Genomic DNA, 22,619 nt, shown 5'->3' on the forward strand with positions numbered 1-22,619 from the left:
GTGCTATTTATATTTTTCCTTCATATCTTTTTTCTTTATTTTAGTATATGGTAGAGCAAACAGTTTTTTACCTTCCAAATATTCCGCATAAAATACGTCTTTGATTGAAGAAAAACCTTGAACTTTTAATTGTTGGAAAAGCCATTGCTCGGTCAATCCCGATTCAGCCAAATTATCTTTAATAATTTCTCCATCACTAATTAAAGTCATAGCCATACTCGGTTCGTCAGACTTAATATTTAAATCTTCTTTCGTCGGTGTTTGATAGTTAGACTTCTTTAATACGGATACTTGGCCATTTGACTCCATAACAGCATACTCTACTTCTTGTATCGAAAATACATCCTTCATGCGCAACATATGTTGTAATTCATCGATATCAATTTTATTTTTTTTCATTTCATCATAAATTATGTTCCCTTTATGAATTACTAAAGACGGTTTGCCTTCTAATAAATAGCGTGAGCGTTTAAATTTTTGGGTTGTAATTTCTACTAAATATAATAAAGATCCCCATAGAAAAATTACGTAACCGATTTCTAATATCCCTGCCTTATCGTCAAAAAGTGCGTTTCCTACAAGTTCACCTAAAACTAATGCGGAAATAAAATCGAAAGGAGTAAGTTGGGATATTTGTGTCTTCCCTAAAAGTTTTGTAAGTAAAAACAATGCACAAAAGCCAAATAATGTTTCGATTAGCATGGAATAGTAATTCACGAATACTCTCTCCCAACATAGTGATCGTACTAGTTATACTGTCCGAAAAGAGTATGAACATTCATCTTAATGACTGTTTGTTTATTCAATTAAAAATAAAGTGTTTATCAAGAACTTTAAACAAATCGGCTGCCGCGCTAATATAACGCAATAGTTAATAAACAATAAAACGGCTTTAGCTCTATCTATTATTGAGCTAAAGCCGTTGCCATTCTTTCTGTATGCGCAGTCCGCATCGTGCCAACTGCGCATACATTTAATTAAATGTTTTTACCATCGTAACATGAGGTATACCGGCATCCATGAATTCGTCGGAAATTGTTTGATAGCCAAGCTGATTATAAAACCTTTCAGCATGGGTCTGTGCATTTAACTTCGCCTTTTGATACCCATGATCGCTAATTACCGATTCCATATGCTGAATAATATGCTTACCGTATGCTTTTCCGCGCTGTTCTTTTAGAACGCAAATACGTTCCAACTTCCCATATTCGTCAACAAAACGCAGTCTGCCGGCTGCAACAGGGTTATTATTCAAGTATCCAACGATATGAATACTTGTTTCATCATGCTCATCGACTTCTAACTCTGGAGGAACTTGCTGTTCGTTGACAAACACGATAGTTCGCACGTAAAGTGCATCTTTCTTTTCTTTTTGTGTTTCTGCAATTTGTATTTTCACACGGTTTCCTTTCCGAATACGAACGATTCGTATACTGTCCATGAGCCATTCTCTAGCTGGTAGCATAATTGGAAACGATCAATTTCTTCTTCAAATTGAATGTTTTTCATTTGTAAAGCGCCGAACACATCTGAATATTCATCATGGGACAACTTTTGCGCAATTGTAATGTGGGGCACGAATGAATACTCTTCGTTATTAGGAAATTTACCTTCATGCATTTTTGTATTTAAGTCAATTAATTGTTGAATTGGCTCGACTTTAAAATAAATAGTGTTCGTCACTGGAGCAAATGTACTCACTTTATTTATATTAATTGTAAAAGGTTCTGTTTCATTCGCTATCCTTTTCAGTTCCGGAATCAACTCCGTAATTAATTTATCGTCTGCATCAAAAGCAGACTTTAACGTAATATGCGGTGGAACATTCGCATACTGTGGATCGTAACGTTTTCTGTACGAGTTTGCCTCGTCTTGAATGTTTTTAGATGGAAAAATAGCAATACCATATTTCATAATTTTTTACCTCCTATTTTTTTATTTATATTATGTACTACATAAGCAGTAAGCGTGTTAGTACTATTGATAAGTAGATTATCCTTTAGTATATCAAAAATTAACTAAAAAGGGAATTAATCAAGCGTTTCTTTAATTGCTCGGGAGAGATCCTTTTGCCAATGCTTCCATGTGTGATCTGCTCCTTCAAACTCTAGATACGTATAATGACTGTTTATTTGTTTTAATAAATGATGCAGCTTTCGATTTGGTGTTAAAAAGTCAACCTCTCCGTGCAGTGTAGTTGATACGCTCGTTTCGTTTTGTCCAATCGTATGATAAATACGGAGCTTGGATAAATCTTGTTTTGTTTGTATTTCTTCAAATACAGCATCATCAACTAGAGGAGATTGCAAAATGATCGCATCAAATAAATCGGGATGTTTCATGGAAGTCATCAAGGCGATCGTAGCAGCAAGTGAATCTCCCATAAGTGCTCGTCTTATTCCTAATGGGTTTAATGGGAGCAATTCATCGAGCAAAGGAACCACTTCGCTCGTTAAAAATCGGATGTAATCGTCGTACTGCTCACCTTCCGGGTGGTATTTTTTTACGCGATCGAAGCGATCTTTGTAATGAATCCCAACGAATGTCGTATTGTAAATGTCGTCATTGTCATGAAGCCGGTCACTAAGTGTAGCAATTCTGCCAATTTGAAAATAGTCGTCACCGTCCTGCATTATACAAAGTGTACTTCTGTACAACGGATTTACCGATTCAGGCTGATAAATTTTTAATGCAAGCGTTTCTTGTAAATAGGTACTTGTAATTTCCTTTTCAATCATCGTTCCTTTACGTGCCAATGTGTAACACCTCGTATCTATATTCTATTCCCTAACATGTTCGTTACCAAACATGTAATTATATCGTACCATTAATTTGTACAACAAACTATTTCAAGAATGTAAATAATTCATCAATAGCACCAAGCGAATTGGTAGCACTTCCTTGAACGATAAAAACACTTTATCCAAACAATTTGGATAAAGTGTTTTAAATTAGTCTGTTTTGAAATTTGGACTGCTCCAGTTTATTAGTATTTCACAAAAGCAGTACCTACAATTATTAACAAAATAAACAGAACGACGATCAAAGCAAAGTTATTTGTGCCATAGCTTTCATAAGACATACGTGCTCACCTCTCTGTATATTAATTAGCTCCTTGCATATATAGTTTATGTTTAGAAGTGAAAATGTGATTGGGTATATATTGTTTTTTTATCTATTCCGCATGAAAGTCTTAGTATCTCAATTTAAAAAAATGAATTAAATCCGTAACGAATAGTAAACTAAAAAACTTGTAATCAATACGACGAGCGTACTAAACAAGCTGAAAGCCGCTATATTTACACTTAGTTGATTCGTATAAGTTGCAGGTAAGCTACAGATCGCTGGGTCTTCAATGACTGCTGCGAGCATAGGTCCCATTATCCCCCCGATCATTCCTTGGAAAACACCTGCTAGTAAGGATTGGAATTTCAACAAAGACCCAAAAGCATAACCAATACCTATCCCAATAATAGTTGTTATTAGAGAGGTAAATACAATCGAGCCCGGCAAAATAAAAAACACTATCATGGAAATACTTAAGCTTAGTACACTACTTTCAACGGTTGCCATCGTCATTGCAAAGCGATCTTGCATCGCTGATTTTTGTCTGTACATAGATATAAAAACAGCGTAGCCGATTGAAAGGTTTAATAGTAATAAGCCAGTTAGCAAGTACCCCATGTTCCGATTTCCCCCTATTTATGTGTATTTAGCTGAAGAAATAATAAGCGCCATTGATAATAAAAATAATCCCTCAATAAATAACAAAAACAACAAACTGCTCTTTGCCGCAGCTCCAACCATCGGCGCCATTATGCCCATCATCAGTCCATTTGCATATCCCGTTAATATTGTTTGGTAATCGAATAACGCCCCAAATATACTGCCAACAGCCATGCCGGTAAATGTAGAAATAAATGTCACGACTACATAGTGAAAAGGAAATTGATAAATTAAAATAATACCAGTTGCAATAGAAAGAAACCCACCTACAATCATCGTGATATTCATGCCAAGTTGAAATCCGATTAGTCGTTTAATTTTTAACAAATACAAATATACAAATACCGCAACAGAAAAGTTTCCATAAAGCAATAACCAATACAGCTTTTCAAGCATAGCCATCCCCCTCGTATATTATAATTTAGGCATTATTATTCCGCCTATTGTTTCTAAATGGTTGTATATCAATAATCGGGTATATTATATTCGTTACTTTGCACTACAGGCGGACGCTTTCCGCGGGCATGGCTTGAGGCTCCTCGGAAGCAAACCACTTCCTGTGGGGTCTCAAGACGCATGCTTTTCCCGCCGGAGTCGCCGCCTTTCATTCCAAGTAACTCATAAGCGCAATCATTGGTATAAGTGATTGAGTCCCTATCTGAATAATATGTCAAACATCTTGGACGTTCCGTGATATTTCTAGACAATGGTCTTAGGATCATTTGGACAATTCTTATCCCGCTCTCATAGTCTCCTAATTCATACATATGTACAGCGAAATCGTTTTGCTTGTGATTTTTGTATAAAAAGCTCGTCAATCAACTAAAAAATGGGTTGTTTCATTATTTTCCGTCTCATCATTATTAAAACGGACATTCCTAGCATTAAGCACATAACGTAATAAAAAAAGCAGGAGGTGGGATGGAGTTGAATAAAGAACAAGAAAAGATACGTTTTAAAGCGTATGTAGAACGGCTCATGCACGAAAGGGAACAAGAACAAATAAAAAACGATGTAACAAATGAATTTAGTGCTAAGCGTGGAGAAGGACTTTCGTCTCCTGTAACAGTAAACACAACAGAGGATAACCGCCTCCTTATGGAATACATGCAACGATCCAACCTGTTTCTAATAGATAAACATAATGCTCAATATGGGAAAACATTGAAATTAAGACGCTTTTTTAAGCTACGTAGGAATCAGCTCGTTGAAATATATTCCATATGGGGGGAGGAAACTGTCTATACAGTAGGAAAGGTAAGTACTATAGGAAGAGATTTTGTTATGCTCATCAATCTAAAAGAACGAATATGGATTCCCTATCTAGCCGTAATATCGGCAAACATTCCGTATGGTATCCCTAATTATTCTAATACACATCAAAATTTCATGTTTGATAATAATTACCGTCATAAACTATTGCATCGATTCGGAGAAACTGTAGCAAAGCGTGACGTACTGCGTCAATACTTTTTTGAAGAATCATTGCGGACAAATCTTGAAACATGGAAGGATACGTGGATCGAGCTTTCGTTATCATCACACGCAACGGTTATTGGAAAAATACGCGACTGTAACGATAAGAAGGTAACGATTACGTATTTAGGCAAAAAGGAAATATATGAACTAGAATCTATCCAAAAGATAAAAACAATACGATTTCTGACGATAATTACAATTATTTTAAAAAAGCTAGTCCATTTTATAAAGATATAGATACATCGACTATAATCAACAGTTTCATTTGCATAACCTACCTTAACAGTAAAGTGAAAGATTATAAGTAAGGAGGTGAAGCGAGTGGCGAAACAAAACAAAGTGAATAACTTGGCACAAGAATTGCTCCATTTGAAAGGAAAAGAAATATTGGTAATAACGGAATCCGATCAATTATCACTATTTGGAGAGTCTTTTCGACCAATTTTCTGTGGGAAAATTACGGACGTTGAGAAAGGGCATATTACGATAAATCCAATAACAATCAAAATGGTAAACGCACCTTTTTTTCAATTTCCGATACCTTTAAGTATACCACTGGAAAAAATCGTTCATTTTACGACTGAGATTTCATGTGATACTCGATTTCCTATAATTTAATTTAAAGAAAGGGAGGAAAATATGTCTGGAAAAGGTAATTTGAATGGTGTTGAACCACTAGCTGTTAATGTCATCCATCAACAAGCATTAATTGAACACATTGCTACAGGGGTTGGGCAGCGCATACTAATTTTAACTCCTTCGTTTCCGTTCTTTTTTATAGGAGTGATTCTTGAAGTAATCGATGATTTTGTACGAGTAGCTGTGGAAACAACACCTTTGCAAGAGCTGGAAAACAAGCAATGGTATATTCACATTGATGAAATTGAGTTATTTTATATTGAATTTCCTAACGGGCCGCAAATTCCTGAATTGGATGATGATGTATGCTAGATAGGAGGCTGAAAAGTGAAACGTTTTTATCATATTGTAGCTATACCGATCCGAATTGTTTTAAACAATTTCGGCGATCATAATCCGAATGGCATGATGTATGTGCTCAAAGAAAATGAATCGATCGTTAAAGAGCAAGTGCGCAAAAATCCATTTACTCCTGTCGATGTAGTGCAGCCACTTGTTATACGGGCAAATGAGGGCGACGAAGTAGAAATTTTATTTGAGAATAAATTACCGTTTGCAACAGGAATGCATTTTCAGGAAGCAGACTATGATGTGATGACATCCGATGGGGCGAATGTTGGATTAAACAAAAACTCGTTCGTGGAATGTGGAGAAGAAATGATCTATCAGCTAAAGATAAATCATCAAGGTGTTTTTCTCTTTTCTGATTTAGGTAACCCATCGAGTAGTGAGAATGGTTCAAATATTAATGGATTGTTTGGGGCCTTATTTGCACAGCCAAGAGGTTCTTGGTGGACGGATCCGATAACAGGAAGGTCAATGGATAGTGGTGTTTATGCAGATATTCACCATCCTTATTTACCATCACAAAGGGAGTACGCATGGATTTTTCATGACGAAATGCCGACGGTTGATTTGACTGGGAATGAAGTGCTTAACCCGATTACGAAGCAAGTATCTGAGTCTACGCATGCAGTGAACTATCGATTTGAACCGCTCGATAACCGGTTGCGATTAATTGAAGAAGCTGTAGTATGTCCGGATTGTGAAGGAGAGGAAGTGCATCATGATTCGTGGGTGTTCGGTGATCCCGCAACGCCAATATTAAGAGGCTATGTAGGGGATCCAGCAAAGATTCGAGTTGCTCATGGTGGTGTAAAAGAAACGCATGTATTTCATTATCACGTGCACCAATGGTTTCGAGATACGACAAATCCAGATTCAGAAATTATTGATTCACAAGCAGTTGGACCACAATCTTGGTATGATGTTCAGCCACTTTATGGATTAGGAAGCCTCCAAGGGTCATGCGGAGATACCATTATTCATTGTCATTTATATCCGCATTTTGATGTTGGTATGTGGGGAATGAACCGAATATTTGACACACTTCAGGACGGTTCTGAATGCTATCCAAACGGTATTAAAATTGACCCGCTTCAACCATTGCCAGGTCGCGTAGCTCCACCAGAGCCTACGAAGGAAAAACCAGGATTTCCAAATTTCATTCCTGGTAAAGTAGGTAGTAAAGCACCGCGTCCGCCATTAGGAATTGTAGGAGGTAGGGAACTAACGGAACTAGAGAAAAATGCAGCTATTCCAAATCCTAGGCCAGGGGCTGTCTTTTCGGATCCGTGTTCAATACCGGATGATCCACCTGTTAAAGAATTTAATATATCATTAATTGAGCTACCGCTAATTTATAATCGAGAAGGATGGAATGATCCAAAAGGGCGCATTTATATACTCGATGAAGATATAGAGGATGTATGTTCAGGCAAGAAAGAGCCAGAACCGCTCGTAATTCATATGCCAGCTGGTACATGTATTCGTGTGAACTTTACAAACCGATTGCCTAATGTAGCTGATGGAGATGCATTTCAGCTTGTAACGAGAACATATGAAACGGGCATGCACATTCACTTTGTAAAGTTTGATGTATTGGTTAATGATGGAGCGAATGTTGGCTGGAATTATGATTCAGGTGTACTGACAGGAGAAACGATTCGGTACGAATATTATGCAGATGTTGAAGTAAAAGCATGGTTTTTTCACGACCATTTATTTCCAAATTATCATCAGCAGCACGGTGTATTTGGTACTGGAGTCGTTCACCCGCGCTTTACACAATTTTTAAATTATAAAACTGGCGATGCTGTTAATCATGGCACACAAGTAACGGTAACACAGCCGTTAACACCAGATTATCGTGATTTAGCGTTGTTTGTTCAAGACTTTACTTTACTGTTTAATAAGGATGGAAAGCCATTAAATCCTCCTGAATTTCCCGGTTCTCAAGATGATCCTGGGTTACACGGTGTAAATTACAAAAATGAACCATTGCGTTTTCGCCTAGGTGCGGATTGTGATCCAGCTTATTCATTTAGTTCATATGTAAATGGCGACCCCGTTACACCAATCTTATTTTGTTATGAAGGCGATCCAATTAAAATTAGACTTCTGCAAGGGGCTCAGGAGGAGTCGCACAGCTTTAATGTTCATGGATTACGGTGGAAAAAAAACCGACCAGATGTTGAAACAAAGTTCGAAGCCCAGCAACACATTGGAATTTCGGAATCGTTTTCATTTGAAATAGAAGTACCTCAATCAGGCGATTATTTATGGACATTTGAAACAGAAGAAGATCTCTGGACTGGTTTGTGGGGCTTAATCCGAGCATTTGATGAAGAAGTTGATTTTTTAATCCCGTTGCCAGATCGACCAGAACCTCCTGAACGAACGAATCCGCTTCCGATTTGTACGGGTAAGCCGCCACAAAAGGCAGAAGTCATAGAACCACCAGTAGGAACACCAAGTGATGCACCAGTTAAAAAGTTTGAAATCGTCGCTTTTCAAGTTCCTATTCCATATAGTTCATGGGGCGAGCATGACCCGTTTGGTATTGTATTCGCTTTAAAGGAAGATATGGAAGCTATATTGAAAGGGAAAAAGAAACCAGAGCCATTAATTATTCGAGCAAATGCTGGGGATCTTGTTGAAATAAGTGTAACGAGCTTTTTAGAATTTGATAAGTTTCCTTTTCTAGATGGCATTTGGCCATATCCCCATGTGAAAGAAGAAGCATTTTATCCACCCTCCGTCCGCATCTCCCTTCATTCTCAATTGCTATCCTATGATGTGAAAACGAGTGCAGGGGAAACAGTCGGATTTAATGCAGATCAAACAGCTGGTCCTGGTGAAACGGTAACGTATAAATGGTATGTAGATCAAAACGTTGGAGTTTGTGGTCTATGGGATATGGCAGATATTCGAAACCACCGCTCTTTAGGAACATTTGGTGCATTTATTGCCCAAGCTAGGGGGACAGAGATTTTAGATCCGTATTCACTGCAACCGATAAATACAGGGGCAAATGTTGTATTACGACAGCCGTTTTTACCAGATAAACGTGAGTTTACACTCATTATGTATGATGGTGCACGTCTATTCGATCGAAAAGGACAGTTAATAATAGATCCGGTTGATGGTATTTTGCTTCCTGGTGAAGAAGACGATCTATTGCATACGTATGATAATGGTTCAAGAGGATTTAATTATCGGACGGAACGACTAATAAATCGACTTAGAAAAGAAGCGAGCTTAGAAAAGCTATTTAGTTCTAAACCGTTTGGTGATCCATCTACTCCTTTATTTGAGGCGTATCCTGGAGAGCCAGTTACGGTACGACTCGTTAATCCATCCGAACGCAGACGATCGCATACGTTCCATTTGCACAATCATTATTGGAATACGGATGATCGGAAAATAACATCTCAAGTTAAATCGATTATTCCAGAAATTGTTGCCGGTCATGCTGCTGATCTTCCGCTTCATTATGGTGCAGGAAGCTTTTATAACTATCCAGGAGACTATATGTATCGTTCAGGAAATATACGATGGGATATCGAACAAGGTATGTGGGGGATAATGCGTGTCCATCCAAAGCTACAAGATCACCTACCACCTTTAAACTATGGACGGAATAAGAAACAGGAATAGCTGATCGATTCGACGATACTTTTAACGATTTTGTGCGAAGCAACAGGTATAGCATACCCGATTATTGCGATAGAAACAGTTAAAAACAATAGGCGGAATAATACCGCCTAAACACAATATACGAGGGGGGAGTTTTATGACTGGAGAGCAAACTATAGATTGCAGTGCAGAGCATGAAGAAATGAAAAATACGGATGAATTTTATATACCGACGCTCGATTGTCCGCAACGTTTAGATGGGAAGAAATTCCCGTCGGCAAATAGCTGCTTGCCTGCCGAGGAGCTTGAACAACTAAAGGAGCGGCAAAGAAAAGCGAACGATCTGCTTTTGCGACTAGCTGATATAAACAACGAAGAAACTGAGAATCAAGGATTGAGAGATGCTTTTGAGAATATTTTAGATCACCACGTAACGATCAGTTTAAAAATGAATGAAGCACCTACTAAAAAAGGAAACAAATCATTAGGAGGTCTTAAAGGAAAGGTTGTTTTAGCAGGTAGGGATTTTGTCATTTTACAATCGAACAATAAAGAGGTGGCCATTCCTTATACTAATGTTACTAAAATCACACTCTCGCATTTAAGGACTGATATGTCTGAAGGTAGAGAGCTTGACTGTATCGATCCAATTTTGCGAAGATGTCTTACTTTCCGATTTGGTAAAGTTGTCTCAGGTTCTCTAAAATTAATACAAATCTTTCACGGAATTACATTAAACATTTTGTTGTTAAATTTAATTGATCATACGATTAAAATCGTGTTAGAAGATGAATCAGTGGTGGGCGAAGTGTTTTGTGTGGATAAAAATAGTATAGAAATATGTATTGGGAATGACCTAAGGAAGATTCCAATTCATACCATTCGTTATGTAATAACAGACCCTATTATAACCCCATCTTTTTCAGAATAACTGAAATGACAAGTTTTAAATGACACATGTTAAAAGTAGGCAGGCAATTGTGAAATTGTACGCTGCCTGCTTTTTTTATCTGTCGGAGTGTATCCGTCCTCTCACTTTCAACGGTTATTTTCACGGATATTGTATGTTTTTCTTTAGATTTGAAGTGTTTTTCATATTGAACAGTATTTGACGAGCATCTTCAATGGCTAAAATACATTCTCTTTTTATTAGTTTCATAATAAGTTGCATTCGTCCAACTGACAGAAAAAGAAAGTTAGAAAGATTTTGTTCGTACAGGCAACGAAATCTTTCTTACTTACACTGCTGATCCTGGTTCAATCGTTTAGCTATATAACCGACTGAACGAAAGAGATTTTATTAGGCATATTTTAGTTAGTACTTAGAAACGTATTTATACCAAAAAGTAAGACAATACTGTTCAAATTCATGCATTTATGAAATTAACAGTGACATTTCCCTTTTAGTTCAAACCACTTTATCGAATTGAGCGGAAAAATAGCAGATTTATGAAAGTGTCGTTTTTTTCTTCTGTTTCTTCGATGAGGTACATGTCGTTTTCTTCTTTTAAGTTTGTTTTTATATGGATATAAGGTTCCGTCTAGTAGTGCAATTTCTGTTTGAAGCTCTTCCAACTCCAATTCAGCTTCTCTAATTGCTACTTTTATTTCATCTAGCTCATCATTATCATTTACGTTCATCTCTTCCATTTCCTCAATCATTATTTCTATTTCTTCTTCAAGCAAAGCTACTTCCATTCTCATTTCTTCCAATTCATTCGGTTCGCCATTTTGTAAATGACTATCAGATCGCTCTACTACATTTACTTCAACAAAGTTACTGCCAACACGACAAATCTCAGCTAATATCGTATTTGAACCACTTTCGCTGTCAACGTGCAACTTTACAAAACATCCTACTAACTGACTTAAACGAAAATTTAAGTTTGTTGTTAATCCGCCAAGTCGAAGTTTAAAACGGTCATCACATACGAAGTCTCTACAAATACAATCATCTAATCGACAAAAACAATGATCTGCAACATTGTCGTGATCCTTTTTACAGTGGCAGCTTGAATGGTCACATCGATCGCAATTGCTATGATTTATTTTCTCTCCACCGCACACGCTGCATAATTGTTTATGCATGACTAATCATCCCTCCATTTTTAGGTCGTATCATTCTATTAGTAGTATATGAATGAAAACCTTTAATGAGTGGTCAATCGTATTGTATTAAGGAAATAGAAGTTGTCTATTTTAAAGTTTTTACAATTTAGTACGAAATCATTAGATCGGATGTATATTTATATTATTAAAATAAACGTCAGCATATATCGCTATTGCAGCGACAAATGCTGACGTCGTCCCAATCTGTGTACATCTAACCTCTTTTAAAGCACAGATACTGCTGGAAGACATGTGATTGCACAGAAGCATTTTAAGTCGACGGTTATACAAACACCCGTACGATTTAAGTCGTTTACGTCTTCACGATCTAGCTGCTTACATGGTGTCATAGCACCTTTTGCACCATCCTGATCTCCAGGTCTGTCAGGCTCCATGGCATCAAACGTAAGAAGCTCAAGCACTGCACAGCAATCATCGCTTACCTCTTTTACGCGGAAGATAAAGCTTTCCGTACAATCAAAAATTGGTCTACCGCCACGTATTTCAATGTCTGCACCAAATGCTCGAAAAGGCTTAAGATCCTTACCGTATAGAATAAATGGAACCGTATCTAAATTATTTCTAGATACTGGTGCCAGCAGGTTGTTAATAGACTTTGCACAGCTAACATCGCAAGTCATATCGAAGACATCTTCTTGTGCTTCTGCTATTGCACGAACTACGTCACATACACACTCATCAGAAGTGAAGATATCATCTATCTTGTCGTCTTTGTCAAATCTTTTTCCACAACCCATAATTAATACACTCCTTTTGTTTTTATCATTACACTTATAACGTATGTAGCGGAGTGTATTTCGTATAGTCTAATATCCTAGTTTTATAAAAAAATAATGCCATTTATAGCGTTTTTAAATTCCTAACTATGATAAGCACACAAGCGAGAGCATACGATTCGTATATACTATTAACAATGAATTTTGGATTTGAACGTTGCGTGATTATTTTACTTAAAGGGGCATTGTTTATGTTTCGTTCTAAGCTCATCTATTTGTTTTTAATCGGAATTGGATTTATGTTGTTGTATTTTTTACTGCCAAATGAAAGTAAATTAGATGTATACGGTCGTGTACCACAAGTTACTCTGGAAAGCCTTAACAATGAGTCCTATCCATTGGATAACAATCAAATGAAACTTGTAATCTTTTATTTTAGTAACTGTCCTGATATCTGTCCGCTCACCTTAATGCAAGTTAAGCAGATTCAAAATCAATTTAAGGAGGAACAGTTAGTCCATCCCGTGTCCATCCTATCGATTACCTTAGATCCGGAGTATGACACGGAAGAAGTTATAAAAGAGTATGCACAACGCTTTTCAACGGACGGTACGAACTGGTATTGGCTACGTGGATCTAGTGAAAAAACGAAAGAGGTTGCCGATTCGTTTAACATGTTTTATAAAAAGTCGAATGATGGATTTGTCTCTCACAGTACAACAATGTATTTAGTAGACAAAAAGAATCAAATTAGAGGCGTTTATGATATGGCTACTTCAAAAAAAACGGTAGATATTGAACAAATAGTAGAGGACATTCGTACATTGGATAAAGAGTGAAACGGAAAAATTGTACAGATTGACTACTTTTTTCCGTTTCAGAAGTAGAAGTGTATTCACAAATTATTCTGTTGAAAATTTGAAAGGGTTGCTATTGGTTGAACAAAGAATAATAGTTTCCTTTTTTCATCATTAATTCTGGATGATTTCCTTTTTCAATTATTTCACCGTCTTTGAGCATAATAATTGTATCGGCCGCTCGGATTGTATTTAACCGATGAGCGATAACAAAGCTTGTTCGGCCTCTCATTAAACGCTTTAAGGCTTCTTGTATTTTTAGTTCGGTAATCGTGTCAATATTGCTCGTAGCTTCATCTAGAATTAGAATTGATGGGTTGGAAATCATTGCTCTTGCAATGGAGAGCAGTTGTTTTTGTCCTTGACTAAGCCCGCTTCCTGCTTGATCTAACGATGTATCATATTGCTTTGGGAGCCTGGATATAAACGCATGCGCATTGGCATCCTTTGCTGCTTGAACGACCTCTTCATTCGTCGCTTGCAACCTTCCATAACGGATATTGTCACGTACCGTACCATGAAATAAAACAGTATCCTGCAGAACAAAGGCCATCTGACTGCGCAAGCTTGCACGTTTAATTTTGTTTAATTCAACTCCATCAAGTGTAATAGAGCCATTCTTATACGGATAAAATCGTGCGATTAGATTTATAAGTGTTGTTTTTCCTGCTCCTGTATGACCGACAAATGCGATCATTTCTCCGGGACGTGCAGAAAAAGTAATGTTTTTTAGAATAGCAGTATTTTCATAGGAAAAAGAAACATCATTAAATTGCAAATGACCTTGAATGTGTGGTAATTCAAGTGCTAATTGTTCATCTTTTTCTTCCTCTATTTCGTCAATGACAGAAAATACTCTTTCCGCTCCCGCTACTGCAGCTAGCAATATATTAAATTGATTGGACAATTCATTTAAAGGTCTTGCAAACTGGCGAGCATATTCCGTGAAAATGACTATAACACCTACGGTAATGGATCCTTTTAGAACCAAGATTCCGCCAAATAAAGCAATTAAAGCAAAGCTGAGAAAATTCAACATGTTCATTACTTTAGGAATGAACCCAGCGAAAGTTAATGCCCAAAACCCAGAAAGACGTAGATGTTTATTTCGCTCATTAAAATCGTTGATAACTCGTTCTTCCTGTGAAAAGGCTTTTACTATATGCTGGCCAGAAACGATTTCTTCAACATACCCATTGAGTTCGCCGAGATCTTTTTGTTGTACTTTATACAATGGTCCAGTTCGCTTCGTAATCCAGCGCATTGAAATATACATAATTGGGATGATCGTCATTGTAATGGCTGTTAACAAGGGGCTTAAGAGAAGCATTACTGATAGGCTCCCGATTAATGTAACGATACTTGAAAAAATTTGGATAACGGATTGATTCAACGTATTGTTCACATTATCAATATCATTTGTTATTCTGCTCATTAATTCACCATGTTTTCGCTTATCAAAATAAGAAATAGGTAATCGATGGAACTGGCTAAAAAGCTGTTCACGTAATGAATAAACCGTATTTTGTGCAATCCCTACCATCCAATAATTTTGAAGAAAAATCGTTAATGAATACAATAGATAAATAATGAGCAAAGAAACTAAAACTATAAGAAGGCCAGCCTTTTGCTTCGAAACGATAAAATCATCAATGGCCATCCCAATCATGTATGGGCCGAGAAGTCCAAGTCCTGAACTCGTTAACACCATCAAAATAACGAGAAGTAGCTTAACCTTTTCTTCTATTAAGTAGGACCAAATTCGCTTTACAGTCGTTCTTGTATGCTTTGCTTTCTTCAACCTTTGATTAACCGGTTGGTTAAGGGGTATTTTTCTATATCGGAAAGGTTGCTTCAACGGATTAATCGACATATATAAGCTCCTTTCCACCCTGAGATGCAAAAATATCTTTATAAAGCTTTGCATGTTTTACTAAATATTCATGCGTACCGATAGCAATTATCTTCCCCTCATCCATTAACATAATTCGATCGCAGTGGCGCGCGGTCGATATTTTTTGTGCAATTATTAATGTTGTACAATCAATCTGTTCGATAGACTTTAAAAACAACGATTCTGTCGCTTGGTCTAGAGAACTTGTGCTATCATCGAGCAATAAAATTTTAGGCTTTCGAATGAGTGCTCGAGCAATCGATATACGTTGTTTTTGACCACCAGATAAACGAACACCCTGCTGACCGATCGGTGTATCGTATTGTTCAGGGAATTGCATAATTGGCTCATGTATTTGGGCAGTCTTTGTTGCATGTATCATTTCGGATACGGTTGCTTTTTCGTTCCCCCACATAATATTTTCTTTAATCGTCCCACTGAATAATAAAGGGGTTTGTGTTACATATCCGATACTAGAGCGCAAGTCACGTGGCTCATAATCTGTAATCGGACGATCATCGATATAAATCATTCCTTCCTGCACCTCAAACAAGCGGGGGATAAGCTGAAACAGCGATGTTTTTCCAGCTCCAGTCGCTCCAATAATTGCCAACTTCTCATTCGGTTCAACTGTAAACGAGACCTTATCAAGCACTTTCCCTTCTCGTTTTGGATAAGTGAAGGACACAGTATTAAATGAAATTTTACCTTTAACTATTTTTGGATACGTTTTATTTAATCGTTTTTTACTTATGTAGTCGTCTTTTGGCTGTACGTTTATGATAGAATCAATCCGATCAGCAGATGCTTTTGCACGAGAAAAGGCAAGCGTAATAAACGTAAACATCGAAATCGCCATTGAAATTCGTAGTGCATAATTGACAATTGCAACAATGTCACCAGGTGTTGCCAAACCAGCATTCGTTTGTAAGCTACCGAGCCAAATAATGACAATTAAGCTTATGTTCATAATGAACAATAATATAGGCATGGATGCTTCAACAAACCGAAATGCACTTTTTGTCGTTACGGCGAGCTCCTCGTTTGCGCGTGTGAACCGGCCCTTTTCATACTTATGTCGATAAAATGCTTTAATTAAACGCATGCCAGATAAATTTTCTTGCATTACGCGATTTACATAATCTACTTTCTTTTGAACTCGGGTAAACATATGGCCTGCTTTTTTAAGTACCCAAGCAAGAAAGACTATTAATAGCGGAACAGTAACAATGAAAATTAATGCAAGTTTAGCATTAATTAAAAAGGCCATCAGTACTCCGCCTATCACCATAAAAGGTGCCTTAATCATTACGCGGAGTGCCATAAATATCGTGTTTTGAATTTGTCTGACGTCATTCGTAAATCGAGTGACAAGTGAAGCGGTAGGGTAGCTGCTTAGATTAGAAAATGAAAAAGACTGGATTTGAAGAAATAACTTTTCTCTAACATCATAAGCGTAGCCAAGACTGACGTGAGAAGCATAGAAGGAATTAACAATACCTGCTCCAAATGAAATAAATGTCAGAGCAACCATTATTATTCCCCACATTATAATAGTTTTCAAATCTTGTTCTACAATGCCATTGTTAATCATTTTTCCTAGAAAAAAGGGCAAGAGCAATTCGGCAATTAGCTCAATAAACGTTAATGTATATGCAATGATAATTGGAACTTTATACGGCTGCAAAAACATAAAAATATTTTTCAAATGGAATCCCCCATAAGTAAAAAAATAAAAAGAGCCTTAATAAAGTATAAGCACAGACTGTTTATATATTCAAATAAGCGTATAGCTTGCACTAATGAATACAGCTTAATTTATGCCGATGTATTAACGGATAGTATTGATAACGCGTAGTAAAAAACTCCAAGTGGAACTCCTTATCGGAATTACCTTTTATTAAAACTAGAACAAAACTGCTTGGAATACAGTATTCAGATCCACTTGCTTTCCTCAAATAACGCTTTACTTCAATTTCCTTGTAGTCAGAGAACATTCCTTGCAGGATTATTATTTTTTTATAAGCATTTTCATACTTTTATGTTGATAACCACCATTTGAAATAATGTGCAATCTAAATTTCTCTTTTGTAAGCGCTTTTCAAATCCATAATTATTTTATATAATTGTGTTCAATTCATTTTACATTAGTAAAACAACAGTGAACAAAATTTCAGTGTATAGGAGTTTGTTTATGTATTCAAATGATGAATTAATAAAAATAGCTAAAATGTATTATGAATTAGGGCTTACTCAAAAGCAGATTTCCGAAAACTTAAATTACTCACGCCCAACAATAAGTCGTATGTTAGAAGCGGCTATGGAAAAAGGGATTGTAAAGGTTACAGTGCAATATCCTGTGAATTCAATGGAGGATATTGAAAATGAAATTAAGGAGAAATACAAATTAAAAAAGGTATCTGTTTCTCCAACGTATGTTGAAGATGAGGAGTTAATTAAGAAAGATGTAGGAAAGGCGTTAGCCAAATATTTGTATGACATATGCAATCCAGAAGATATTTTAGGAATATCATGGGGAACTACTTTAAATTCTGTAACGAAGTATTTAAAGGCAAAGGAAATTGATAATTTTAAGATTGTTCAATTAAATGGTGGGATATCCAAGAATTCTTTTACTACTGGTTCAATTGCGCTCTTAGAAAAATTCGCTAAATCTTTTTCAGCAGAGTTTCACTTACTCTCTGTCCCTACAATTGTTGATTCTGCAGAAATTGCAAACGCTATATTAAAAGATTCGAGTATTAGTGAAACAATTGATTTAGGCAGTCGCTGCAATATAGCTTTATTTGGAATAGGTAAGACCTCGTATAGAAATATTTTGTTTAAAGGTGGTTACTTTAAAGAAAAAGAATATAGCGAGTTGATCGAAAAAGGCGCTGTTGGTGATATATGTTCAAGATATTTTGATATACAAGGAAATCTAGTAGATCTTGATTTAAATGATAGAACAATTGGTTTACAACTGGAATCCCTTAAGAGAAAGCAGCATTCAATTGCTATGGCAATTGGTCAAGATAAAACGAGATCTGTTTATGGTGCAATCAAAGGTGGATATTTAAACACATTATTCATTGATGAATCATTAGCAAGATTATTATTAAAATTGGAGGAATCATAACGTGAAAGCAGTTAAGTTATATGAACCTGGAAACATACAAGTTGAAGAAGTAGAAATACCATCTCTAAGCATAGATGAGGTATTGATTAAAGTAAAAGCGGTAGGAATTTGTGGTTCAGATATTCCAAGAGCGTTGAATAAAGGTGCTTATTATGAAGGGCTAACCTTAGGTCATGAATTTGCAGGGCAAATTGTAGAATGTCATAGTTCAGTTAAGGGTTGGAAAAAGGGCGATCGAGTAACAGTAGCTCCATTAGTACCGTGTAGAAGATGTCAGTATTGTGAGCAAGGCAATTACTCTTTGTGTAAGGATTATAATTACTATGGTTCTAGAACAGATGGTGCGATGGCTGATTACATAAAAGTAGATTATAAAAATTTATTAGCGATTCCTAACAACGTCACCTATGAGGCGGGTGCAATGGTTGACCCAGCAGCAAATGCTGTCCACGGTTTATGGAGAGGTAAACTAGCAACGGATGATACTGCAGTTGTTATTGGGTTAGGAGCTATCGGTCTGTTTGCGGTTCAGTTTGCTCGACAAATGGGGGCAAAGAAAGTAATTGCTATGGATATATTTGATGAAAAGTTAGAAATAGCTAAAGAGCTAGGCGCAGATATGGTAATTAACTCGATGAACGAAGATCCTATTGACGTTCTCTCAGGCATACAAGTAGATTTTGTTATAGATACATCAGGTTCTCCTATTGCTCAGAATATTGCTGTCTCAATTGCAGGAAAACTTGCTAGAGTTGTATTTTTAGGTATTTCCAATAGTGAACTGACGTTATCAAGAAAAGCAGTTGACAAGTTATTAAGAAACGAAATCCAAATAAATGGTTCATGGAATTCGTTTTCCAACCCGTTCCCTGGCGGAGAGTGGACGTATTCGATTCAATTAATGGGTGAAGAAAAAATTAAAACAGATCCTATAGTTTCACACCGTTATAAATTAACGGAGACGCCTGAAGTGTTTAATAAAATAAAACATAAAGAATTAGTTTTTAATAAAATCCTTATTTTGCCGGAGGATTAGTATGAACAACATAGATAACCATTATGTTATGGGCATTGATTTAGGTACTCAATCGTTAAAGCTTGGTATTTACGATGTAAATGGCCAGTGTGTATCGATTGAAGGACAAAGCTATGATACACAATATTTTTCAAATGGATACGCTGAACAAAACCCTAACGATTGGTGGAGTGCGCTTAAAGACTGTGTTGTAAAAACAAAGAAGAAACTAGATTTCTCAAAAGTTAAAGGTATATCTGTTTGTGCAACTTCATCGACTGTTTTATTGACAGATAAAGAAATAAACCCTATTCAAAATGCTATCTGCTGGATGGATCAAAGAAATATTTTAGAAGAAGACGAGATTAACCAAAACAATGATCCACTAGTGAGAGAGATATTGGAATATTCTGGCGGCAAGGTTTCCATGGAGTGGATGGTTACAAAATCATTATGGCTTGCTAAAAATTTAAAAATGAAAAATAGATATGTCATTGAGCAATTAGACTGGATTAACTATAAGCTTACAGGCAGGTTAGTGGCCTCCCAATGTAATGCTAGCTGTAAATGGAATTTTATCGAGTCAAAGGGAGGATTTAATTCACATTTTTTTAAAGAAATTGGTCTAGAAAATATAGAAAGTGCATGGCCAAAAAAAGTCTTGAAAGTAGGTGAATTAATAGGTACTGTGTCTGAAAGTTGTTCAAAAGATTTAGGAATACCAAGAAATGTACCTGTTTTTCAAGGTGGTATAGATGCTCATATCGGAATGATCGGCTCTCGCTCATTGGAGCATGGAAATCTAAGTCTAGTTACGGGAACGAGCTTTGTACATTTAATTCATCACAATCGTCCTGTTTTTCAAGAGGGCTTATGGGGGCCTTATGATTCACCACTAATGGATGGCTATTGGCTACTAGAAGGTGGACAGCTATCAGCCGGCTCAATTATTACGTGGTTTATGAAAGAGTTCTATGACGGTAAAAATGAAGCAAAGATATATAACGAATTGGAAGATCACGTTAAAGATATCGAAATTGGAAGCGAAGGCATTTTAGCTCTGGATCATTGGCATGGTAATCGTACACCCTATCGAGATCCATATGCTAAAGGAACATTTATCGGTTTAACTCCTGCACATACGAAGTACCATATTTATCGTGCAATTTTAGAGTCAATAGCATTGGGAACTACAAACGTTATTCGAACAATTGAAAACACAAATGTATCTGTAAAAAGGATCATTGTTGGTGGAGGGTTAAGTAAAAATCATTTATTAATGCAAATGATTAGTGATTGTTCAAATACACCAATTTATCTAAGTGATGACAACGAAACAAGTGTTAAAGGTGCAGCAATCGTTGCAGCATATGGTTTAAATCAGCATGCAACAATTGTAGAGACTTCTGAGCAAATGACAAAAGTAGAGCTGGCATTCGAACCGGACATTAATAGAAATAAACAGTATCAAAAGCTATTCAATAATTATTTGGAATTAAACGATTTGATCAATCCATTTATGCGGAAAATACAATTAGAGAGGAGTACTAATTAGATGACTCCACTTCTCACAATGGAAAACATAACAAAAGAATTTCCAGGAGTAAAAGCACTGGATAACGTATCCTTCTCACTAACAAAAGGGGAGGTACACTGTTTAATTGGCGCAAATGGAGCCGGTAAATCAACGCTTATGAAGATACTATCTGGTGTTTATGAAAAAGATAAAGGAAACATAACTATTGATGGCAAGGAAGTAAATTTTTTATCTCCGATGGATAGCCAGGTTCATGGAGTTTCAACAATTCATCAAGAATTATCCCTTGTGGAGGATTTGAGTGTAGCTGAGAATATATTTTTAGGTACGTATTTGCAAAAAAGAAATGGTTTTATTAATTGGAAAAGACTAAACAAAAAAGCACAAGAGTTATTACATTTACTTAATGTAACCGTTTCACCTACAGAATTGGTTGGTAATCTTAGCATGGGGAAAAAGCAAATGGTTGAGATTGCAAAAGCGCTAGCCCTAGAAACAAAGATTTTGATAATGGATGAACCTTCTACAGCGCTTTCTAAAAATGAAATTAATAATCTATTTAATGTGATCAACGATATAAAGCAACAAGGCATAACGATCGTTTATATTTCACATAAACTAGACGAGTTGTACGAAATAGGGGATCGGTTAACCGTTCTACGTAATGGGAAGTGGGTAATTACAGATAAAATAGATAACATAAATCAATCTGACTTGGTTAAATATATCACAGGTAGAAATATAACAAGAAAAGATAAAAGTGTCATTTCGGTTAAAAATGAATCATTTTTAAAGGTGAAAAATTTTACAAATTCAAAGCTTGAAAATATTTCTTTTGAATTAGGCAAGGGCGAGATCTTAGGCTTATATGGATTAGTTGGTGCAGGCAGAACAGAGCTGCTACGTTCACTATTCGGTGCGGATGCATTAACGAATGGTCATATAGAAATAGATGAAAAAGAATATCGGATTGCTACACCAAAACAAGCTGTAGACTTAGGTATTGGACTTGTGCCCGAAAATCGTAAAACAGAAGGAATTGTTTTAGACCTACCTGTGCAAGATAATGTAGTTCTTCCATCTCTTAATAAATTTTCCACTTACACTTTTATGAGTGGTAAAAAAGTTAAGGATGCAGTTAATGATGGAATAAATAAATTAAAAATAAAAACAAAAGATGGGCACGTAATTGTACGCAATCTAAGTGGCGGAAATCAACAAAAAGTAATCATATCCAAATGGCTTATCCATGAGTCAAGATTATTGTTATTTGATGAGCCTACTCAAGGAATTGATATCGGGGCGAAAGAAGAAATTTATACAATTATTACAGATTTGGCAAAACATAAAGGAACTAGTATTATCGTTGCTTCATCTGAACTAGAAGAATTATTGACAGTTTGTGATCGGATCTTAGTAATGTATGAAGGTCAAATTATTCAAGAATTTTCACAACCATCTGAGTATAAATCTGAAATTCTCCATTGCGCTGTTTCGGGAAAATAAGTA

The 22,619-nt window shown here is 36.3% G+C and carries 21 protein-coding genes; 10 read left to right on the plus strand and 11 right to left on the minus strand.

Annotated features, from left to right (window positions below; genetic code table 11):
- Positions 1-3: 3 nt before the first annotated feature.
- From ACLIBH_RS07830 to ACLIBH_RS07860, 7 genes are all read right to left on the minus strand, one after another.
- Entirely contained in the window at positions 4-717 is a 714-nt protein-coding gene (locus ACLIBH_RS07830) for a YetF domain-containing protein (RefSeq protein WP_439316148.1), read from the minus strand.
- 256 nt (positions 718-973) lie between these two features.
- The gene (locus tag ACLIBH_RS07835; RefSeq protein ID WP_439316149.1) at positions 974-1,399 is read right to left on the minus strand and encodes a GNAT family N-acetyltransferase; all 426 of its coding nucleotides are present in this window, start codon (positions 1,397-1,399) and stop codon (positions 974-976) included.
- The gene (locus ACLIBH_RS07840; RefSeq protein ID WP_439316150.1) at positions 1,396-1,914 is read right to left on the minus strand and encodes a YjcG family protein; all 519 of its coding nucleotides are present in this window, start codon (positions 1,912-1,914) and stop codon (positions 1,396-1,398) included. Before ACLIBH_RS07840 ends, ACLIBH_RS07835 begins: the two co-directional genes overlap by 4 nt.
- A 116-nt stretch (positions 1,915-2,030) precedes the next feature.
- Complete coding sequence (locus tag ACLIBH_RS07845; protein ID WP_439316151.1) at positions 2,031-2,756, minus strand: alpha/beta hydrolase; 726 nt, start codon at positions 2,754-2,756, stop codon at positions 2,031-2,033.
- Positions 2,757-2,986: 230 nt separating this feature from the next.
- Positions 2,987-3,082, minus strand: coding sequence for a YjcZ family sporulation protein (locus ACLIBH_RS07850; RefSeq protein WP_439316152.1), 96 nt, complete (start codon positions 3,080-3,082; stop codon positions 2,987-2,989).
- 137 nt (positions 3,083-3,219) lie between these two features.
- Positions 3,220-3,684: a hypothetical protein gene (locus ACLIBH_RS07855; RefSeq protein WP_439316153.1), complete on the minus strand. Its 465-nt coding sequence runs from the start codon at positions 3,682-3,684 to the stop codon at positions 3,220-3,222.
- A gap of 18 nt (positions 3,685-3,702) precedes the next feature.
- Positions 3,703-4,128 carry a hypothetical protein gene (locus ACLIBH_RS07860; protein WP_439316154.1) on the minus strand — a complete coding sequence of 142 codons (426 nt, stop codon included), beginning with the start codon at positions 4,126-4,128 and terminating at the stop codon, positions 3,703-3,705.
- A 525-nt stretch (positions 4,129-4,653) separates the two neighbouring features.
- Between ACLIBH_RS07860 and ACLIBH_RS07865 the strand changes: the two genes are divergently transcribed.
- The 5 genes from ACLIBH_RS07865 to ACLIBH_RS07885 all read left to right on the plus strand — a co-directional run bounded on the left by ACLIBH_RS07865 (position 4,654) and on the right by ACLIBH_RS07885 (position 10,753).
- On the plus strand, positions 4,654-5,442 hold the full coding sequence (locus ACLIBH_RS07865; RefSeq protein WP_439316155.1) for a hypothetical protein: 789 nt from the start codon (positions 4,654-4,656) through the stop codon (positions 5,440-5,442).
- Between the two features lie 84 nt (positions 5,443-5,526).
- Complete coding sequence (locus ACLIBH_RS07870; RefSeq protein WP_439316156.1) at positions 5,527-5,823, plus strand: hypothetical protein; 297 nt, start codon at positions 5,527-5,529, stop codon at positions 5,821-5,823.
- Positions 5,824-5,844: 21 nt separating this feature from the next.
- The gene (locus ACLIBH_RS07875; RefSeq protein WP_439316157.1) at positions 5,845-6,156 is read left to right on the plus strand and encodes a hypothetical protein; all 312 of its coding nucleotides are present in this window, start codon (positions 5,845-5,847) and stop codon (positions 6,154-6,156) included.
- A gap of 15 nt (positions 6,157-6,171) precedes the next feature.
- Positions 6,172-9,843: a copper oxidase gene (locus tag ACLIBH_RS07880; protein WP_439316158.1), complete on the plus strand. Its 3,672-nt coding sequence runs from the start codon at positions 6,172-6,174 to the stop codon at positions 9,841-9,843.
- Between the two features lie 136 nt (positions 9,844-9,979).
- Positions 9,980-10,753 (plus strand): hypothetical protein, encoded by a 774-nt coding sequence (locus tag ACLIBH_RS07885; protein ID WP_439316159.1) that lies wholly within the window; start codon positions 9,980-9,982, stop codon positions 10,751-10,753.
- A gap of 452 nt (positions 10,754-11,205) precedes the next feature.
- Here the strand turns inward: ACLIBH_RS07885 and ACLIBH_RS07890 are convergent, their stop codons facing one another.
- Complete coding sequence (locus ACLIBH_RS07890) at positions 11,206-11,910, minus strand: hypothetical protein (protein ID WP_439316160.1); 705 nt, start codon at positions 11,908-11,910, stop codon at positions 11,206-11,208.
- A gap of 245 nt (positions 11,911-12,155) precedes the next feature.
- Positions 12,156-12,689 carry a CotY/CotZ family spore coat protein gene (locus ACLIBH_RS07895; RefSeq protein WP_439316161.1) on the minus strand — a complete coding sequence of 178 codons (534 nt, stop codon included), beginning with the start codon at positions 12,687-12,689 and terminating at the stop codon, positions 12,156-12,158.
- A gap of 230 nt (positions 12,690-12,919) precedes the next feature.
- On the opposite strand from ACLIBH_RS07895, the gene ACLIBH_RS07900 reads away from it, so the two are divergent.
- Entirely contained in the window at positions 12,920-13,507 is a 588-nt protein-coding gene (locus ACLIBH_RS07900) for an SCO family protein (protein WP_439316162.1), read from the plus strand.
- 91 nt (positions 13,508-13,598) lie between these two features.
- On the opposite strand, the gene ACLIBH_RS07905 is transcribed toward ACLIBH_RS07900, so the two are convergent.
- Both ACLIBH_RS07905 and ACLIBH_RS07910 read right to left on the minus strand, forming a co-directional pair.
- Positions 13,599-15,398 (minus strand): ABC transporter ATP-binding protein, encoded by a 1,800-nt coding sequence (locus tag ACLIBH_RS07905; protein WP_439316163.1) that lies wholly within the window; start codon positions 15,396-15,398, stop codon positions 13,599-13,601.
- A complete protein-coding gene (locus ACLIBH_RS07910) occupies positions 15,388-17,127 on the minus strand; it encodes an ABC transporter ATP-binding protein (protein ID WP_439316164.1) in 1,740 nt (579 codons plus the stop codon). Before ACLIBH_RS07910 ends, ACLIBH_RS07905 begins: the two co-directional genes overlap by 11 nt.
- Before the next feature lie 486 nt (positions 17,128-17,613).
- On the opposite strand from ACLIBH_RS07910, the gene ACLIBH_RS07915 reads away from it, so the two are divergent.
- The 4 genes from ACLIBH_RS07915 to ACLIBH_RS07930 are packed head-to-tail and all read left to right on the plus strand — an operon-like array spanning position 17,614 to position 22,616.
- Entirely contained in the window at positions 17,614-18,558 is a 945-nt protein-coding gene (locus ACLIBH_RS07915) for a sugar-binding transcriptional regulator (RefSeq protein ID WP_439316165.1), read from the plus strand.
- A gap of 1 nt (position 18,559) precedes the next feature.
- On the plus strand, positions 18,560-19,594 hold the full coding sequence (locus ACLIBH_RS07920) for a galactitol-1-phosphate 5-dehydrogenase (protein ID WP_439316166.1): 1,035 nt from the start codon (positions 18,560-18,562) through the stop codon (positions 19,592-19,594).
- 1 nt (position 19,595) lies between these two features.
- On the plus strand, positions 19,596-21,128 hold the full coding sequence (locus tag ACLIBH_RS07925; protein WP_439316167.1) for an FGGY-family carbohydrate kinase: 1,533 nt from the start codon (positions 19,596-19,598) through the stop codon (positions 21,126-21,128).
- Positions 21,129-22,616 (plus strand): sugar ABC transporter ATP-binding protein, encoded by a 1,488-nt coding sequence (locus ACLIBH_RS07930; RefSeq protein WP_439316168.1) that lies wholly within the window; start codon positions 21,129-21,131, stop codon positions 22,614-22,616.
- Positions 22,617-22,619: the final 3 nt, after the last annotated feature.

It is taken from the genome of Virgibacillus sp. W0430 (genome assembly GCF_051846935.1).
In the GTDB taxonomy this organism is placed as follows: Bacteria; Bacillota; Bacilli; order Bacillales; family Amphibacillaceae; genus JBPYCR01.

What these genes read in the sequence shown, in the direction of transcription:
- ACLIBH_RS07840 (WP_439316150.1), bottom strand. Translation starts at nt 1,914, where the DNA reads ATGAAATATGGTATTGCTATTTTTCCATCTAAAAACATTCAAGACGAG.
- ACLIBH_RS07850 (WP_439316152.1), bottom strand. Translation starts at nt 3,082, where the DNA reads ATGTCTTATGAAAGCTATGGCACAAATAACTTTGCTTTGATCGTCGTT.
- ACLIBH_RS07855 (WP_439316153.1), bottom strand. Translation starts at nt 3,684, where the DNA reads ATGGGGTACTTGCTAACTGGCTTATTACTATTAAACCTTTCAATCGGC.
- ACLIBH_RS07860 (WP_439316154.1), bottom strand. Translation starts at nt 4,128, where the DNA reads ATGGCTATGCTTGAAAAGCTGTATTGGTTATTGCTTTATGGAAACTTT.
- ACLIBH_RS07875 (WP_439316157.1), top strand. Translation starts at nt 5,845, where the DNA reads ATGTCTGGAAAAGGTAATTTGAATGGTGTTGAACCACTAGCTGTTAAT.
- ACLIBH_RS07885 (WP_439316159.1), top strand. Translation starts at nt 9,980, where the DNA reads ATGACTGGAGAGCAAACTATAGATTGCAGTGCAGAGCATGAAGAAATG.
- ACLIBH_RS07890 (WP_439316160.1), bottom strand. Translation starts at nt 11,910, where the DNA reads ATGCATAAACAATTATGCAGCGTGTGCGGTGGAGAGAAAATAAATCAT.
- ACLIBH_RS07895 (WP_439316161.1), bottom strand. Translation starts at nt 12,689, where the DNA reads ATGGGTTGTGGAAAAAGATTTGACAAAGACGACAAGATAGATGATATC.
- ACLIBH_RS07900 (WP_439316162.1), top strand. Translation starts at nt 12,920, where the DNA reads ATGTTTCGTTCTAAGCTCATCTATTTGTTTTTAATCGGAATTGGATTT.
- ACLIBH_RS07905 (WP_439316163.1), bottom strand. Translation starts at nt 15,398, where the DNA reads ATGTCGATTAATCCGTTGAAGCAACCTTTCCGATATAGAAAAATACCC.
- ACLIBH_RS07915 (WP_439316165.1), top strand. Translation starts at nt 17,614, where the DNA reads ATGTATTCAAATGATGAATTAATAAAAATAGCTAAAATGTATTATGAA.
- ACLIBH_RS07925 (WP_439316167.1), top strand. Translation starts at nt 19,596, where the DNA reads ATGAACAACATAGATAACCATTATGTTATGGGCATTGATTTAGGTACT.
- ACLIBH_RS07930 (WP_439316168.1), top strand. Translation starts at nt 21,129, where the DNA reads ATGACTCCACTTCTCACAATGGAAAACATAACAAAAGAATTTCCAGGA.